Annotated in this window: 17 protein-coding genes; all 17 read left to right on the forward strand. The window is 39.3% G+C overall.

The features are described from left to right. The first annotated feature begins 10 nt into the window (after nt 1-10). The 17 genes from IH597_16995 to IH597_17075 all read left to right on the forward strand — a co-directional run bounded on the left by IH597_16995 (nt 11) and on the right by IH597_17075 (nt 17,094). Entirely contained in the window at nt 11-481 is a 471-nt protein-coding gene (locus tag IH597_16995; GenBank protein ID MBE0664156.1) for an ATP-binding protein, read from the forward strand. A 169-nt stretch (nt 482-650) separates the two neighbouring features. Beyond that, nucleotides 651-947: a hypothetical protein gene (locus IH597_17000; GenBank protein MBE0664157.1), complete on the forward strand. Its 297-nt coding sequence runs from the start codon at nt 651-653 to the stop codon at nt 945-947. Nucleotides 948-1,056: 109 nt separating this feature from the next. After that, nucleotides 1,057-2,442 carry an oligosaccharide flippase family protein gene (locus IH597_17005; GenBank protein ID MBE0664158.1) on the forward strand — a complete coding sequence of 462 codons (1,386 nt, stop codon included), beginning with the start codon at nt 1,057-1,059 and terminating at the stop codon, nt 2,440-2,442. A gap of 19 nt (nt 2,443-2,461) precedes the next feature. Further along, nucleotides 2,462-3,436, forward strand: coding sequence for a glycosyltransferase (locus IH597_17010; protein ID MBE0664159.1), 975 nt, complete (start codon nt 2,462-2,464; stop codon nt 3,434-3,436). Between the two features lie 21 nt (nt 3,437-3,457). Further along, on the forward strand, nt 3,458-4,804 hold the full coding sequence (locus tag IH597_17015; GenBank protein ID MBE0664160.1) for a hypothetical protein: 1,347 nt from the start codon (nt 3,458-3,460) through the stop codon (nt 4,802-4,804). 1 nt (nt 4,805) lies between these two features. Continuing rightward, nucleotides 4,806-5,840 (forward strand): polysaccharide biosynthesis protein, encoded by a 1,035-nt coding sequence (locus IH597_17020; protein ID MBE0664161.1) that lies wholly within the window; start codon nt 4,806-4,808, stop codon nt 5,838-5,840. Between the two features lie 293 nt (nt 5,841-6,133). Then, the gene (locus IH597_17025) at nt 6,134-6,511 is read left to right on the forward strand and encodes a GxxExxY protein (protein MBE0664162.1); all 378 of its coding nucleotides are present in this window, start codon (nt 6,134-6,136) and stop codon (nt 6,509-6,511) included. A gap of 191 nt (nt 6,512-6,702) precedes the next feature. Then, nucleotides 6,703-7,893, forward strand: coding sequence for an NAD-dependent epimerase/dehydratase family protein (locus IH597_17030; GenBank protein MBE0664163.1), 1,191 nt, complete (start codon nt 6,703-6,705; stop codon nt 7,891-7,893). Between the two features lie 276 nt (nt 7,894-8,169). Then, the gene (gene wecB / locus IH597_17035) at nt 8,170-9,363 is read left to right on the forward strand and encodes a UDP-N-acetylglucosamine 2-epimerase (non-hydrolyzing) (protein ID MBE0664164.1); all 1,194 of its coding nucleotides are present in this window, start codon (nt 8,170-8,172) and stop codon (nt 9,361-9,363) included. Further along, on the forward strand, nt 9,354-10,514 hold the full coding sequence (locus IH597_17040; protein ID MBE0664165.1) for a glycosyltransferase family 4 protein: 1,161 nt from the start codon (nt 9,354-9,356) through the stop codon (nt 10,512-10,514). The genes wecB and IH597_17040 overlap by 10 nt, the downstream gene beginning before the upstream one ends. Before the next feature lie 72 nt (nt 10,515-10,586). Beyond that, nucleotides 10,587-11,780 carry a glycosyltransferase family 4 protein gene (locus tag IH597_17045; GenBank protein MBE0664166.1) on the forward strand — a complete coding sequence of 398 codons (1,194 nt, stop codon included), beginning with the start codon at nt 10,587-10,589 and terminating at the stop codon, nt 11,778-11,780. 4 nt (nt 11,781-11,784) lie between these two features. After that, a complete protein-coding gene (locus tag IH597_17050; protein MBE0664167.1) occupies nt 11,785-12,921 on the forward strand; it encodes a CapA family protein in 1,137 nt (378 codons plus the stop codon). Then, nucleotides 12,911-13,966, forward strand: coding sequence for a hypothetical protein (locus IH597_17055; GenBank protein MBE0664168.1), 1,056 nt, complete (start codon nt 12,911-12,913; stop codon nt 13,964-13,966). Before IH597_17050 ends, IH597_17055 begins: the two co-directional genes overlap by 11 nt. 13 nt (nt 13,967-13,979) lie before the next feature. Continuing rightward, nucleotides 13,980-15,074 carry a glycosyltransferase gene (locus tag IH597_17060; GenBank protein ID MBE0664169.1) on the forward strand — a complete coding sequence of 365 codons (1,095 nt, stop codon included), beginning with the start codon at nt 13,980-13,982 and terminating at the stop codon, nt 15,072-15,074. Next, entirely contained in the window at nt 15,064-16,152 is a 1,089-nt protein-coding gene (locus tag IH597_17065; GenBank protein ID MBE0664170.1) for a glycosyltransferase family 4 protein, read from the forward strand. The genes IH597_17060 and IH597_17065 overlap by 11 nt, the downstream gene beginning before the upstream one ends. 4 nt (nt 16,153-16,156) lie before the next feature. Then, a complete protein-coding gene (locus tag IH597_17070) occupies nt 16,157-16,576 on the forward strand; it encodes a hypothetical protein (GenBank protein MBE0664171.1) in 420 nt (139 codons plus the stop codon). 152 nt (nt 16,577-16,728) lie between these two features. Further along, complete coding sequence (locus IH597_17075) at nt 16,729-17,094, forward strand: VanZ family protein (protein ID MBE0664172.1); 366 nt, start codon at nt 16,729-16,731, stop codon at nt 17,092-17,094. Nucleotides 17,095-17,336 lie beyond the last annotated feature (242 nt).

The following is a 17,336-nucleotide window of genomic DNA, read 5'->3' on the forward strand; positions in this document are numbered from 1 at the left end:
ATCAAGTATTATGGACTATCTATCCTATTTTGTTGATGCCTATCTCTTCTTCCTGATACCTAAGTTCAGTTATTCATATAAAGTTCAATTGGTGAACCCCAAAAAAGTATACTGCATTGATAATGGCATGATTGAAACAAACTCCGTTTCGTTTAGCCAGGACAATGGACGACTGCTTGAAAATATGGTTTACCTTTCCCTGCGTCGTCAAACTTCTGAAATCTATTATTACGCCGGTAAAAAAGAATGTGATTTTGTGGTTCTGAAAAATGGGAAATTTGATGGACTTTACCAGGTATGCTGGCAACTTGACCAGAATAATACCGACAGGGAATTGCAGGGGCTGCTTGAAGCAATGGAGTTCTTTAAGATAAACGATGCCTCTGTGATTACATACGACCAGTCCGATTTGTTTACCTTCGGTGAAAGAACCATCACTGTCAAACCTTACCACCAGTGGGCCTTTCAGGAGAAGGTGTGAGTGTGAGTAGGTGGAAAAAGTTGCAGTAGCAGCGGCAGTCCACAACTAACTTAGATTTCCCTTAACCCGGAACCTCGAACCTTGAACCCCGAACCTTTCCCACCGCCAGGACGCTCCCGATGGCTATCGGGAGGCGCGAAGAAAATGAACTTGAAGGAACTAACAAACTATGATCAATAAAACTTTGCTCAATAGCTTCAATGCGTTTTTTACGAAAGGTCATGAAAGAACTTTAAGAGCAAAGAAAAATATTCTTGCCTCATTTATTATTAAAGGGCTGAATATTGCCATTGGCCTTGCGCTGGTTCCACTTATCATCAATTACCTCGATCCCACAAGATATGGAATCTGGATAACCCTCAGTTCAATGATTGCATGGTTTGGTTTTTTCGATATTGGGCTGGGGCATGAACTGCGTAACAGGTTGCTACTTATGTCTAATTACAAAATTGATCAATCCTCTTAAAATTAGCAACTCTTAAGAGTCAAACAATTAATCTCAAAGTGAATCAGTGTTAAAACTATTCAAGAACATTTCAATTTACACATTTGGTAACATTCTTAATAAGAGTGTTATGTTTCTTTTATTGCCTCTTTATACTCACATCCTGCAACCCGCTGATTATGGAAAACTTGAGCTTGTGTATCTGATCGGGAACATACTTATAGTTTTTTATAGTCTTAGTATTGAAAATGGCTATAATCGGATATATTTTCATGACAAGGATACCGGATTTAGGAAAGTCTTATTCTCAACTGGTCAGCTTTTTAGCTTTTTAAGCGCGATTGCAATTGCGAGTATTATGCTTTTTAATGCTGATTACATTGCCGGCCAGTTTCTAAATTTTGATGAAGGTACTTTTTTCCTCAAATTAATTGCTGCTGTCATTGTCATAGAGGTACTTACTCACATTCCATTAAACAATATCCGAATTCGAAATGAAGCAAAAACATTCGTTCTTATTAACCTGCTAAGTCTTATCATTGTAACTTCCTTTACGATTTACTTTCTGGTCTTTGCCAGGCTTGGAATTGCAGGCATTCTTTATGCGAGGATTATAAGTGGGTTGGTTACTCTCAGCATTCTTCTGTACCTCACAAGGCGTGAATACAAATTTGGTTTCTCTTCCTCTCAGCTTAAGTTAATGCTTGGATTTTCTATTTTTCTAATACCCGTTAATCTTTCATCTCTGATTTTAAACATGAGTAATAGATATTTCCTTCAGGAGTATCAATCGTTGGAAGATGTTGGCCTCTATTCCTTAGGAGCTAAAATTGCTGGAATCATACCATTTTTATTTAATGAGCCGGTAAACAAGGCGTTCTTTCCTTATTTGTTCGAGCAAATAGATGAACCCCAAAAATGCAAAAAGATATTGGTTGATTTTTCCATGATTTATGTTTCAATTCTCTCTGCTATCGCGCTGTTCATTTCACTCTTTGCAAGAGAAGTTGTTATGGTGATGGCGGATAAAAGTTATGAAGGCAGCCATTCAATTGTAGCTATTCTGTCCTTGTCTTACATCCTTCTGGGTTTTTCAAGCTTGACAGTTCTTGGCATACACATTTCAAGAAAAACATGGATTGTATCTATCATCTGGCCTGTATCAGCAATTGTTAACATCGCTTTGAATATACTGCTCATACCGGAATTTGGCCAAATGGGTGCTGCTATCGCAACTCTGCTTTCTGTCATCGTAATTAATATACTTTATTTGTTTGCCTTAAGCAAAGTCTATCCGGTTTCGTTCAATTACAGCAAATTATCCTTCATTTTTATAACGATGGTGATTTTGAACTATATTGGCACACTTATAAATTATTCCTTGACCACAAGCATCATCTTGAAATCGTTATTGTTCATAACTTTTCTACTTATCTTGTACATTGGCGGTGCTTTCAGGACTGACGAGTTCTCGCTAAGCAAACACTTGAAAAAAAAGAAAAATGATAATGGATAATTCGTAAATGATCATTTCTATGAGTAGGAGAAAAGAACAAAAAGATACCGTGCTTATCGGACCACTTCCACCTCCAATCGGTGGTGTTTCGGTCCATATAGCAAGATATAGCAAGCTGCATAATATTCCGGTTATCCCGGAAAACAATTCCAGAAAATGGAAAATTGTCTCGCGTTTACTTTTAATTGAAGCTAAAAGCATCCATGTTCATTCTGCAAGTTGGTTTATAGCTTTAGTCCTTATATTTAAATACTACTTTTCCAAAAGAAACTGCGAATATTTCTTCGTTAATCATAATTTCCACATAGTTACAAACAGACAAAAGGGGATCAAAAGGATCATTCAACAGAGATTTCGTTATTCCTTTATAAGGCTTTGCAGTGTAGTATATGTTGTCAACCCGGAGCTGATACCTAAGATGGAGAAAATCTACGGGAATATCAATATCTTATTATTTGATCCTTTTGTTCCACCGGATGAAAGTACTGAAGAACAACAGATGAAAGAATTTGGGCCAGAGGTTGTTGGTTTCATTGAAGGACACAGACCCATCATTATATCAGGTGCCTGGCAGTTATCTTTCCATAATAACGAAGATTTATATGGCTTCGACTTGCTGATTGAGCTTATGAGCCATTCAATGAAAAGTTTTCCAGATATAGGTTTGATATTTTTTATTGGCAACCCCGCATATAATAATGCTTATCTTGAAAATAAACGAAACCGAATCAAAGAGCTTGGACTTGAAAAGACGATCTTATTAATAACCGGACAAAAAGAAATGTGGCCGCTTATGAAGCGCTCCTCTCTCTTTATAAGAGCAACCAATACCGATGGCGACCCAATCTCAATCAAGGAAGCGTTACATTACGGAATACATGTACTTGCCAGCGATTGCACGATGAGGGTATCAGGCGTAAAACTCTTTAAAAGCCGAAGCCTGGATTCCTTGATCAGTAGTACATTTGCCATGCTTGAAGAATCTAACCGATAATTACTAAACCAATTTCTACAAATGAATATTGAATCGTTCGTTATTGTTTTTTACATAGCATTGTATGCGGCGGCTTTTGCCCGTTTCAGGTATGCTTTGTTTCTGTATGTTTTCTTTCTTCCGATCAGGAGTCTTATTGAAACTCCAATTCTAAATATATTATCCTTTAACGTTGTTTTCGGGTTCATTTTCCTCTTTCATGCTATCAAGAATGGTTATATAAAGAAAATCAAAGCCCCATCAAGTAAGACTATTAGGGCGCTCACATCGTTTTTGTTTGTTTTTTTCCTAGTGACAGTTGCAATAGCAATCAGAGAAAGGTACATATTGCATGAATATTTAGGGCAAAACTTTAGTGTAGGTTGGGTAATTAACCGATTTCTTATTTTTATTGTAACAGTATTAAATTTTATTGTAATCATAAAGTTTTTGCTTCAAGTACAATATAATAGGGCTATAGTCTACAGGGCAATAATCTCAAGCGCGTTGGTAATAGTTTTATCTGTTTATTTCGCTAGCTGGATTGACTCAATAGGGATTAATATCAGAGAGCCACTTGATGAAAATATCGCCAGTTACAATGATATAATGAGGTTTTCAGGCCTCTACAATGGAGGTGATGTGAATTCTTTAAGTACATTTTTAAACTTAGTCATTGCATTTGTACTTACTAACTCAGTTATTAGTCGGAAAGGATTGAGTTACATATCATTGGCAATTCTGGTCGTTCTTATTTCTGGTGTAATCTATACCTTATCACGGATGGGTTTCATAACCCTTTTAATAATCATGACTTACTATATTCTGGTGTTGAACACCCAGGTTAACAAATTTTCTATCCGAACAGTTGCAAATCTATTCATAGTAGCAATGGTTTTATTCATGGCATTCTTTGCTGTAGATTACTATGGCCGTCTTGATACCATTATTGCAAGACTAGTTGAACAAGGTGTTACCGAAGAAATTGGAGTTGGTGGTCACAGGTTTTACAGATGGTCAGGTTTCATTGAATTCACCTTTGAAAACATCAACAGAACCTTATTTGGAACGAATAAAATCTTTTATGTTATGAGAACTGGGATCTGGACCGACCCCCACAACTTCTTTATCAAGCTGTTTTTCTTAAATGGTATCATTATTTTGGGTTTGTTTATTAGAAGTGCTATTAGCCTATACCGTTCATTTAAGAGACAGCACTTGACTGTAATTTTTCTGTTATTTTCAATAATAATACTTATCTCGATGATGATCATTAGCCAGGTAGGATTTGTTTCAATGCTAATTCTGTATCTCGGGATTTTAGTCTATGACACAAATCAAAACTCAAATTCTTATTCCGCAACAAAACATCCATCAAAAATCCGTTGACATGGGCAAGATATTAGCAATCACCGGCGGCACCGGCTCCTTTGGCAATGCCGTGCTGCGCCGCTTTCTTAACACGGAATCCTTTTCGGAAATCCGTATCTTCAGCCGCGACGAGAAAAAACAGGACGATATGCGGCAATTTTATCGCAACGATAAAATAAAATACTATATCGGCGATGTGCGCGACTCCCGCAGCGTGGAGTATGCCATGCAGGGTGTAGATTATGTGTTTCATGCTGCAGCCCTCAAACAGGTTCCTTCCTGCGAGTTTTTCCCTATGGAAGCGGTGCGCACCAATGTAATGGGCCTCGAAAATGCTATTGACGCTGCCCTTAAAAACGGCATCAAAAAGATGATCAGCCTCAGTACCGATAAAGCGGTGTATCCGATCAACGCCATGGGCATGACCAAAGCCCTGGCCGAAAAAGTGATGGTGGCCAAAGCCCGTCAGCTCAACGGCAACGGAACCATGCTTTGCGGTACACGCTACGGCAATGTGATGGCCTCGCGCGGAAGCGTGATCCCTTTGTTTGTTTCGCAGATCAAAGCTGGAAAACCCATCACCATTACCGATCCGGGCATGACCCGCTTTATGATGACCCTCGACGATGCCGTGGAACTGGTATTGTTTGCTTTTGAGAACGGACAGCCGGGCGATATTTTTGTCCAGAAATCTCCCGCCTCAACCATCGCCGACCTCGCGCAGGCGTTAATTGAATTGTACAATGCCAATACTGAAATCAGGATCATTGGCACAAGGCATGGCGAGAAGCTATATGAATCGCTGGTGAACCGCGAGGAAATGGCCAAAGCCGTCAACCTGCAGGATTATTACCGCATTCCCGCCGATACCCGCGACCTGAATTATGGAAAGTATTTCTCGGAAGGCGAAGAACGGGTTTCGCAGGTAGATGAATACACCTCGCACAACACCGAGCGCCTGGATGTGGAAGGCACAAAACAGCTGCTGCTAAAACTGCCCATGATCCGCAAAGACATCCTGGGCGAAAGCATGGATAACATTTACGAACCTTAAGTCTTCACGCAGATGAACGCAGATTTAAATACAACGCAGATAAGCACAGATAAAAAATCAGCGAAAATCCGCGAGTTCTCCATCAGCGAAAATCTGCGAGAAAGTTCTTCAGCGAAAATCTGCGGGAAAAAGACAGAAATAAACCAATAGAGTTCGCGCAGATGAACGCAGATTCTAATACAACGCAGATAAGCGCAGATAAAAAATCAGCGAGTTCTTAATCTGCGAAAAACTAATCTGCGAAAATCTGCGAGTTCTCAATCAGCGAGAATCTGCGAGAAAAAATTAACACCATGACAGAAAACGAATTATCCTACATCATCCGTGGAGCCATATTCAAGGTGCACAATGCCGTCGGCCCCGGTTTGCTTGAATCAGCCTACGAAGCCGCCCTGGCATATGAACTGGAGAAAAGTGGATTATCTGTTCAAATACAACTCGGGCTACCATTCGTCTATGAAGAAGTCAGCCTCGATGTTGGCTACCGCATTGATATTCTAGTAGAAAACAAAGTAATCATTGAAGTCAAATCAGTTGAAACATTAGCGCCAGTTCATTTCAAACAATTGCTGACTTATCTGAAACTTTCAAACAAACGCCTTGGCTTACTCGTCAACTTCAATACCGACACAATAGCCAACTCAATCGAACGAATCGTTAACAATCTATAAACCAATACAATTCGCGCAGATGAACGCAGATTTTAGCACCACGCAGATAAACGCAGATAAAAATTCAGCGAAAATCCGAGAGTTCTCCATCAGCGGAAATCTGCGAGAAACTAATCTGCGCCAATCTGCGAGAAAACATTCAGCGAAAATCTGCGAGAAATAAACGTTAACCCGAGAGAAAAAATAACACTATGATTAAAGTAGGCATCACAGGCCAAACAGGCTTCATAGGCACACATCTTTACAACACATTGGGATTATACCCCGAACAGTTCCAGCGTATCCCTTTCGAAGATGGATTCTTCCAGGACGAAGCAAAGCTCAAAGAATTTGTCAGCCAATGCGATGCCGTCGTCCATCTGGCAGCCATGAACCGCCACAACGACCCACAAGTAATTTACGAAACCAATATCAGGCTGGTGAAACAACTGATCACCGCCTGCACCGAAACCAACTCCACACCCCATATCCTGTTTTCGTCCTCCACCCAGGAAGAACGCGATAACCTTTACGGAAAATCCAAGAAAGAAGGCCGTAAACTGTTTGAAAAATGGGCTTTAACCCACGATGCACAATTTACCGGATTGATTATCCCCAATGTTTTCGGCCCTTTCGGCCATCCATACTATAATTCATTTATTGCAACATTCTGCCACCAACTCACCCACGGCGAAGAACCCAAAATAGAAACCGATGGGCAGGTTAAATTGATTTATGTAAGCGAGTTGGTTGAAACATTTATAAATATTATCAGTGAAAATCCGCTTTCTAAGAATTTCGCGCAGATTGCGCAGATGACCGCAGATAAAAACAGCGCAGATCCTCCCAATCCGCGTCATCAGCGTTCCATTTATGTCCCCTACACAAGCGAAGTAAAAGTTTCCGAAACCCTAAAGCTTCTCAAAAGCTACAAGGAGACTTATTTTGATAAGGGTATTCTTCCCAACCTGGACGATCCTTTTAACAGAAACCTGTTCAACACTTTTCTGTGTTACATTGACCATGCTGAATTTTTCCCTTTCCACCTCAAACTAAACACCGACGACAGGGGCAGCTTTGTTGAAACCGTGAAATTGCACAGCGGCGGACAGGTCAGTTTTTCAACTACCAGGTCCGGCATCACTCGCGGCAACCATTTCCATACACGCAAAGCCGAAAGGTTCGCGGTGATCAAAGGCAAAGCAAGAATTGAATTGCGTAAAATCGGAACCGATGAGGTGTTCAGCTTTGACCTCGATGGCAGCCAGCCATCATTTGTTGACATGCCCATCTGGCATACCCATAACATCACCAATATTGGCGATGAAGATTTATATACCATTTTCTGGATCAACGAGCATTTCAATGCCGATGATGCGGATACGTTTTTTGAAATAGTATGAACTTTAAGAAGTTTCACGCAGATAAATACAGGTTTCACGCAGATGAACGCAGATTTTAATACAACGCAGATAAGCGCAGATAAAAAATCAGCGAATGATTAATCTGCGAAAAACAAATCAGCGAAAATCTGCGAGAAATTCTTCCGCGAAAATCTGCGAGAAAATTCTTCAGCGAAAATCAGCGAGAAATTAATCAGCGAAAATCTGCGAGAAAACATTCAGCGAAAATCTGCGAGAAAAAATAAGCCTTAATCCGCGCGCAACAAAACCACCTCTATGAAAAAACTCAAAGTAATGACCATCGTCGGTACGCGTCCCGAGATCATCCGCCTCTCGCGTACCATGGCCCTGCTCGATGAACACGTAAACCACATCATCGTCCACACCGGCCAGAACTACGATTACGAGCTCAATGAAATTTTCTGGGAACAACTTGAGCTTCGCAAACCCGACCACTTCCTGAACGTTGACACTTCCAGTCTTGGCGCCGCCGTTGGCGACATCATCCGCAAATCGGAAGAAGTCTTGAAACTGGAACAACCCGATGCCGTGCTGGTACTTGGCGACACCAATTCCTGCCTGGCAGCGTATATGGCCAAGCGCATGCACATTCCCATTTTCCACATGGAGGCCGGCAACCGCTGCTTCGATCAGAATGTGCCCGAAGAGACCAACCGTAAGGTAATTGACCACATTGCCGATTTCAACCTGGTGTATACCGAACATGCCCGCCGCCACCTGCTTTCCGAAGGCCTACCCCACCGTCGCATCTACCTCACCGGCAGCCCTATGAAAGAAGTCCTCAACTACTACAAACCCAACATTGACAACTCCGACATCCTTTCCAGAATCGAACTCACACCCGTCACTTCCACAAGCTCAGTGACCGGAACCTCGAATCTCGAACCTAGAAAATACTTTCTCGTCTCCGTACACCGCGAAGAAAACGTTGACAATCCCGAAAACCTCAAAAAGATCCTGCACATCCTCAACCAACTTGCTGAAACCTACCAATTGCCCGTCATCATCTCCACCCATCCCCGCACAAAAAAGCGCCTCGATTCTCTCAACCAGCAACCAGTAACAAGTAACCTGCAACCAGTAACAAGCAACCAGCATCTCATATTCCACAAGCCCTTCGGTTTCCCCGACTACATCCACCTCCAGCAACACGCCAGATGCGTCATTTCCGACTCAGGTACAATCAGCGAAGAATCATCCATCCTTTCATTTCCGGCCATCAGTTTAAGACAAAGTATGGAACGCCCCGAAGCCCAGGATGCAGGCACAATCATCCTTACCGGTTTTGAGCCTGATATTGTACTCAACTCCATTGAGGCTGTCATTAAAGAGTTTGAAACAAAGAGCAAATATGATCAGATAGCGCAAGACTACACAATTGAAAATACTTCATGGCGGGTGCTGAAACTGATCCTTGGAAACACCAAATTGAGCGTTAAATGGGTATGATTGAAAAAAAGCCAATAAAAGTAATACTCTATCGCAGGCCTGAACTGAATAAAAACACTGCTTCATTTAACCGGAATGAAATGGTGGAAGAAATGTTATGCTCAACATTTCGCTGCGAAGTATTTCGTCCTTCAAATTGGGAAAATTATTCAAAAAACAGATACTTACGGGGTTTGAAATTGCGACTTTCTTCATACTGGCAATTGCACAATTTAATTTCACTAACAAAAGACAAAAGCTATAATTACGTCTTATTCATCTTTCCGCTCGATCCATTTACCGTTGATCCTTTTATTGACTTAGCAACTTCATTATTTGCAAAACTTCTGAAGATTAAGGTTGTAACTGAAAGAAATGAATATCCTTATGTCTTCTCAAATGGTGCTAATTCATTTAAAAAGATTCTATATCGCTTACTGCTCTTACCATGGCATTATCGAGTTTTTAATGCCTTATTCATTATGACCGATGAACTGATTAATTTTTATGGGAAGCATGCAAGCAAGAAATGCATTATCCAGAAATTGCCTATGACAGTAGATTTGAGAAGGTTCGACAATACGAAAAAAGATCCTGGTGTTTCATACATATTCTATTCTGGTAGTTTATTAGAACGAAAGGATGGGGTTGAAAGCTTGATACATGCCTTCTCAAAAATTGCTTATAAACACACTGATCTATTTCTGAAGATTGCCAATTCAGCAGAAAACGCAACACAAGTTGAAAAACTGGATTTGATAATTAAAAGATATGGTTTGTTTGATAGAGTAATATTACTCGGTTCAGTAGATCGTGATAGCATTCCAAAATTGCTCTTTTCTGCTAAGATACTGGTTTTAGCACGGCCAGATAGTTTGCAGGCACGTGGAGGTTTCCCTACTAAACTTGGTGAATACTTGGCTTCAGGTCAGCCAGTAATTGTTACGAGGGTGGGTGAAATTCCAAAAATCTTACTTGAGGATCAAGTCTATTTTATCAATCCATTAAACCTGGTTGCAGAACTTGCAGCAAAAATTGATTTCATACTTTCAAATTATGCAGAAGCATTAAAAATAGGCGCAAACGGGAAAAAAGCCGCAATTAAGAATTTTAGTTTAGAATCTAATCGTATAAAGCTTAAGATTGGAATTGAAAAGCTCTTCAGCATTTAGCGGTCCTTTACAACATTGACATTACTTTTAGCATGTTCTACTGATGTACAGAAACACTAAACGATTAACCAAGTGCTAAGAACCAATATGGATATATTAGTAATTCTAGAAAGAAACCCCTTTGCAACATCAAATGCTGCAAACAATAGATTTCTATCATTAGCTGAGGGTTTAGTTGAGAATGGATGCATAATAGAGTTACTTATAATTGGCGGGTATAGCTCAAAAAATGAAAAAACTGTTTTTAAAAACTCAGGCTTAATAAATGGTGTTTCATATAAGTATCTCATAACTTACAATTTCCGTAATTATACAATCAATAGAGCTATCGGCTTGCTTTTCCCTAATAATTTCTTTGTCAGTCATATACAAAATCAAATTAGAATCAAACACTATGACTACCTGTGGCTCGGTGTCAGTTCCCGAATTGTTCGAATCGGATTAAAGCTATTTAAGAAAAGTGTCAGCTGCAAATATTTCCATGAACGAAGCGAATATAGTTGGATAAGCATACCTAACAGAAAACTTCATAATGCTTACTTGGAAAAATTTCTACCACAATTAGACATACTAGCAGTAATGACCTTTATTCTTGCTAGTTATTACGAGAAGCATCTAGGTCAAACAACAAAAATGCTGCATTTGCCGATGACTGTTGACTTTGCCCGCTTTAATATTGACACTAGTGACTTTCATTTAGATAAACCATATATCGGATATTGCGGAACAATGAACAATCATAAAGATGGAGTAGATATTCTAATACAAGCATTCATTAAGATCATGGGGCAATTTCCTGATCTTAATCTGTTTTTGGCAGGCCCACTATTACCAAAAAGTGATTATGAGTTGCAATTACAAATTATTTCTAAGTATAAAGCAGAGAATCGTATAAAATATGTTGGCAACATTTCAAGGAAGGATATGCCTCTTTTTTTACTAAAAGCTAAACTTCTAGCCTTTGCTCGTCCAACTTCAAAACAATCAGAAGGAGGATTTCCAACAAAGCTTGGGGAATATCTTGCTTCAGGTAATCCCGTTTGTATTACGAATGTTGGAGAAATAGGACATTATCTTGAAGATAATAAGTCAGCATTCATTTCTGATCCTGATTCTATTGATTCATTTTCGAATGGATTGAGAAGGGCTCTAACAAGTAAAAATGCTTCAAAAATAGGAGAAGCAGGACGAAACGTCGCACTGAGATTTTTCAATAAAGACATACAAGCTAAGTTGCTATACAACTTCTTAATAAAAAATAAGTGAAGATATGAGAATAATTATTGGTGGCGATTTTTGCGTTACTCCAGAGTTTCTATCAAATACATTTTTTAATGACGATATTATCCAGTTATTTAATGCGTCAGATTTTAATTTATTGAATCTTGAATGTCCAATTGTCGAGCATGATAAAGGGAAAAAGATCCTTAAAACTGGTCCTCACTTGAAGACTGGGGAAGAAATATTTCAACACCTGAGCTCAATAAATATTCATGCTGTCACACTAGCAAATAACCACATACTAGATTTTGGAGTAGAAGGCCTTAAAAACACTATTGAACGCTGTCGCAATAGGAATATCTTATATGTGGGTGCCGGTCTGAGCATTCATGAGATAGAACAGCCATTAATAATTGAGAGAGAAGGTACACGCATTGGAGTAATCAATTTTTGTGAGAATGAATGGTCTACTTTATCATCATTAAATTGTGGTGCAAATTCAATGGATATTATTGATAATGTTAAACAAATTAAAAAACTAAGAGAAATAGTCGATTTAATCATCGTTATTATTCATGGAGGGCATGAGTATTATCATCTACCCAGTACTAGAATGGTAAAACAATACCGCTTCTATGCGGAAAATGGCGCTGATATTATAGTTGGGCATCATTCTCATTGTATTGGTGGATACGAAGTTCATCAAGGTAAACCAATTATTTTTAGTCTTGGTAATTTCTTATTTACAAGCGATTCAAATTTCGATCAATGGTATACTGGATTATTATTAAGCCTTGTATTAGAGAATAATAAGTTGGTTCACTGGGAGTTAATACCAATATCACAGCAGCGAGATTCCTTCTCATTACACTTACTGAAAGGGAATCAAAGGCAATCTATTCTGGATACCATAGAGAATCTGAAAGAAATAATTTCAGATAAAGAAAGTCTTGCTCAAGAATGGGAAAAATATGTACTTAAAAATATGGATTCCTATCTACAGACTTTCAGTCCTTCAAATATACTCGGCAACAGAATAATTAACTCATTACTTCGATCCTTAAGATTAACAAGACTATTCATTAATCCAAGACAATATAAACAAATACTAAACAGGCTAAGATGTGAATCGCATTATGATTTGTCGAAGAGCATTATTGAAAAATATTTAATCCATGACAAATAAAAAATTAGCCATCCATCATAAGCCAGGCAGTTTTTCTGAAAAATGGATTGAGTATTGCGAATGCAATAATATCAGTTATAAAATCGTAAACTGCTACCATACGGACATTCTAAAACATCTGCAAGATTGCGACGGGTTGATGTGGCATTGGTATCATTCAGATTATAAAGCTATCAGGTTTGCAAGGCAATTAATCTATTCGATTGAGCATTCTGGTAAGAAGGTTTTCCCTGACTCAAAGACTTGTTGGCATTTCGATGACAAAGTAGGTCAAAAATACTTGTTGGAATCTATTGGTGCGCCTTTAGTAAATACGCATGTCTTTTATGATAAAAATGAAGCGTTAGCATGGGCTGATTCGGCTTCTTATCCCAAGGTTTTTAAGCTCAGAGGAGGAGCTGGCTCATTAAATGTCAAGCTGGTAAAGACAAAAAGTGAGGCTTCAAAACTCATTCATAAAGCGTTTGGCAAAGGATTCAACTTATTCGCCAGGCAGGAGAAAATAATTGACAGATGGCAGAAATTCAAGAGGAATAAGAACTGTGATACTTTCCTGGCACTTCTCAGGGGTCTTGCTCTCTTTGTCTATCCTGGTCTTAGCGTTGATTCGCGCTATAGTGTTAAAGAAAAAGGTTATGTATACTTTCAGGATTTTATCCCAGCGAATAGTCATGATATCCGGGTTATTGTGATCGGTACAAGAGCTTTTGCAATTAAGCGAATGGTTCGGGAAGGTGGATTCAAAGCATCAGGCAGCGGGATGATCATCCATGATAATAGCCAAATCCCGATTGAGTGTATAAAACTTGCATTTGTGATGAATGGGCAATTAAAAAGCCAGTGTACAGCATTTGATTTTGTTTTCGATAACGGCATCATCAAGCTTTTAGAAATCAGTTATGGATTTTCCGCCCAAGGTTACTTTGACTGCCCAGGTTATTGGGATGAAAAGTTGGTTTGGCATAACGGCAAGTTTACATCTGAATTCTTCATGATAGAAGATTTTATAAAAAGCACAACTCAAGATTTGGCAGGCCAGGGCTAATGTAATATTGCGAATGAGCAAAAAAGAGAGCAGCAAAATTTTTATCCTGACAAACACATTAAAAACAGGTGGCGCTGAGAAGCAAAGCGTTTTCCTTGCCAATGCTTTGCAAAAAGAGTTTCAGACCACGCTGGTTGTTTATTATGGAAATCAGTGCGATAACAAACTTTTTAAAATAGCCGAGGCTTATAATATTAATGTGGAACGATTGTCTGGCTCACATCTTAACAAATGCATAAGGCTTTTGAAGATGTTCCGTTTAGGCAAGCCTGCGGTTGTGTTCTCTTACCTGGCAACCACAAATCTGATTAATGCTATAATAGGCACACTGGGCAAAGCCTCTCTTAAAATTGGTGGTATCAGAAGTTCTCAGATTTCACCTTTCAAACTTTTTGTCCAGAGGTTCCTTCACAATCATTTTCTTACAGCCTCTGTTTTTAACAATTACGCAGGCTTGAATTTACTTTCTACCAAAGGTTTCAAGCCAGAAAAAGCCATTGTTATTCCAAACTGCATCAATATTAAAGCACAGCCGATTCAACGGCCTGAAAAAGAGTTAGTTCAGATTTTATCAATGGGCAGGTTCGTTGAGTCAAAAGATTATCAAACAGCGCTGCTCTCAATCAAAGAGTTAACGAAAAATCAGAGTCTCGCTAAAGGTTACAGATACCTTATTATTGGTTATGGTAAGCTTGAAAATGAAATCCGTAACCTTATTCAGGAATATGAACTAACTACATTGGTAAGCATTGTAATAAACCCTGACAACACGGAACAATTTCTACGCGAATCCGATATTTTTCTTTCAACCTCAGTGTATGAAGGACTTTCTAATGCGATAATGGAGGCTATGGAATACTCGCTGCCGGTGATAGCTACCGATGTTGGGGATAATGACAAACTGGTATTGGATAATAAGACTGGATTTCTGGTAACTGCGAAGGACACCCATTCGATTTCAGATAGAATTTCAGAATTGATCAATTCTTCAGAAATGAGAAATAAAATGGGCGAGCAGGCATACAGACATCTGATGAAGAATTATTCAGAAGAAGCATTTAAAAGCCAATACCTTAACCTCATCGAAAACCTGAGTGATGAAAAGTAAACCGGCAATTGCAGTGATTGGTCTTAAAGGTTTACCGGCCTTTGGTGGAGCGGCAGCAGTGGGCGAAAATATTATCCGGCAATTGCACTATGACTATGATTTTACGGTTTACTCAGCAAGTTCTCACACAAACCTTCAAACTGGCAATTACGAAGGAATATGCACCCAGGTTGTTTTCAGGTCAATGGGGTATAAAAAATTAAATACCCTTATGTATTACCTGAAATCTTTGTTTCATGCCTTGCTTTCCGGAAACTATGATTTAGTTCATCTGCACCACCGCGATGCAGCGTTTATAGTTCCATTGCTACGCTTGCGCTACAAGGTTGTACTCACTACACATGGCATGATACTGACTGAGAAATGGGAAAAATATACATCGCTTTTTGAAATCCAGGACAAACTGTTTCTCAGATTTGTAAACCGGATTACCGCTGTTTCATTAAAAGATCTACGATTTTTACAAAAGGTGTTGCCTCGCAGAAAAGACATGGTTCACATACCAAATGGCGTTAACGGGATCAATAGGCTTAGCCCGAAATTACAACGGATCACTTTTGCAGCCGGGCGGATAGTACCAGCCAAAGGCTGCCACCTTTTTCTGGAAGCGATGAAAAATACCAACTGTGATCACGAAATTCTGATCATTGGCGATTACTCACAGGTTTCTGATTATTCTCAGCACTTGAAAGTGCTCTCAGCTTCAGTTAAAAACATCCGTTTCACTGGGTTGATAAAAGATAAGAATCAACTGTTTGAACTGATCGGTCATTCGGAATTTTTTGTTTATCCGTCTTTAATTGAGTCAATGTCTATGGTGATGCTGGAAGTAGCTTCACTGGGTGTTCCGATTATATGCAGCCGTATTCCTGAAAATCTGGATGTGTTTAACGAAGATGAAGTATTGTATTTCGAACCTGGAAATATCCTTGATTTACGCAACAAAATTAAGTTTGCCTTCAGCTATCCGGATAACATGCAAGAGAGGTCAGAAAAAGCCATGCATAAACTTGTAAACTTCTATCTTTGGCAAGACATTGCACAAAAATACAGTTCTGTCTATAATTCAATCCTATAGCATTATGCAACCCGATTCAATGAGACGCTTTATGATCCATCTGATTGCAGATCTGGTCATTGTACTTTCGTCTTTCATAATTGTCAGTGGACTTTATCCTGCTCCGGTGGAGGATGTAATCACAAGGTATCAGTCGCCTTTCATTTTTTTTGTTATACTTTTTCTGATTGTCTCATTTTTTTTTAATAAATACGAGAACGATAGGAGCCGGACTTTTCTATTTACGCTCAAGCTATATGCCCAGGCATTTATTTCTACCATCAGCATTAGTTTGCTGGCTATGTATCTTTTGCAGCTCACTTATTATTCACGCCTGATCATTTTAGGAACCATGCTTGGCATCGCGGTACTTGAATTTGTATGGATTGCTCTTTTTCAAACCGTTCAGTATCTCTTTTTCAGGCGCAACAAAACATCGGAATAAGCTTGAGTCTACTCCCAGGAATTGTTTTGAACCACATAGTCACATAGACACATAGAAATCAAATAGTTTATACGGCTGACCACCTGATATTTAAAAAACTATGCGTTCTATGTGACTAAGTGTTAAGAAAATCGCAAAAAACTTTAAACGAAATGATCAGCAGATTGCTATCGGAAAGAAACCTGTTTGCGACTTATCTCCTTACCGTGGTTTTACTCATGGTTCTCCCGCTAAACTCCGGTGAGATTAACAATACTTTCATTTTGCATTTGCGCGGCGATTACCTGCTTCATGCCATATTGTTTCTCCCCTGGGCCTTTTTACGCTACAGCACAAAGCAATCGCTGATATCATGGTTTTTCCGGGGCATCCTCCTTGCAGCAGCCAGCGAAGGAATCCAATACCTGCTCCCTTACCGGGCTTATAATGTCAATGATTTGCTGGCCAATCTTATCGGTATATTTTTAAGCACGGGGCTTTGGTGGCTGTTTGGTAAAATAAAAAACAAAAAACCATAAAATACGGTTTTTATGGACCACGAGACCGGAAGAGGAGAAGGGGAGAAATGGGGAGTTGGAGTAATGGAGTAGTGGAGCAATGGAGTAGTGGAGTAGTGGATGATTGATTGATGAACTTTGAACCCGGAACCTTTAACCTTGAACTTTGAACCTCGAACCTTGAACCTTGAACCTTGAACCTTGAACCTTGAACCTTGAACCTCAAACCTTGAACCTCGAACCTTGAACCTCGAACTTTGAAC

This window comes from Bacteroidales bacterium (assembly GCA_014860575.1).
Taxonomy (GTDB): Bacteria; Bacteroidota; Bacteroidia; order Bacteroidales; family JAAYJT01; genus JAAYJT01.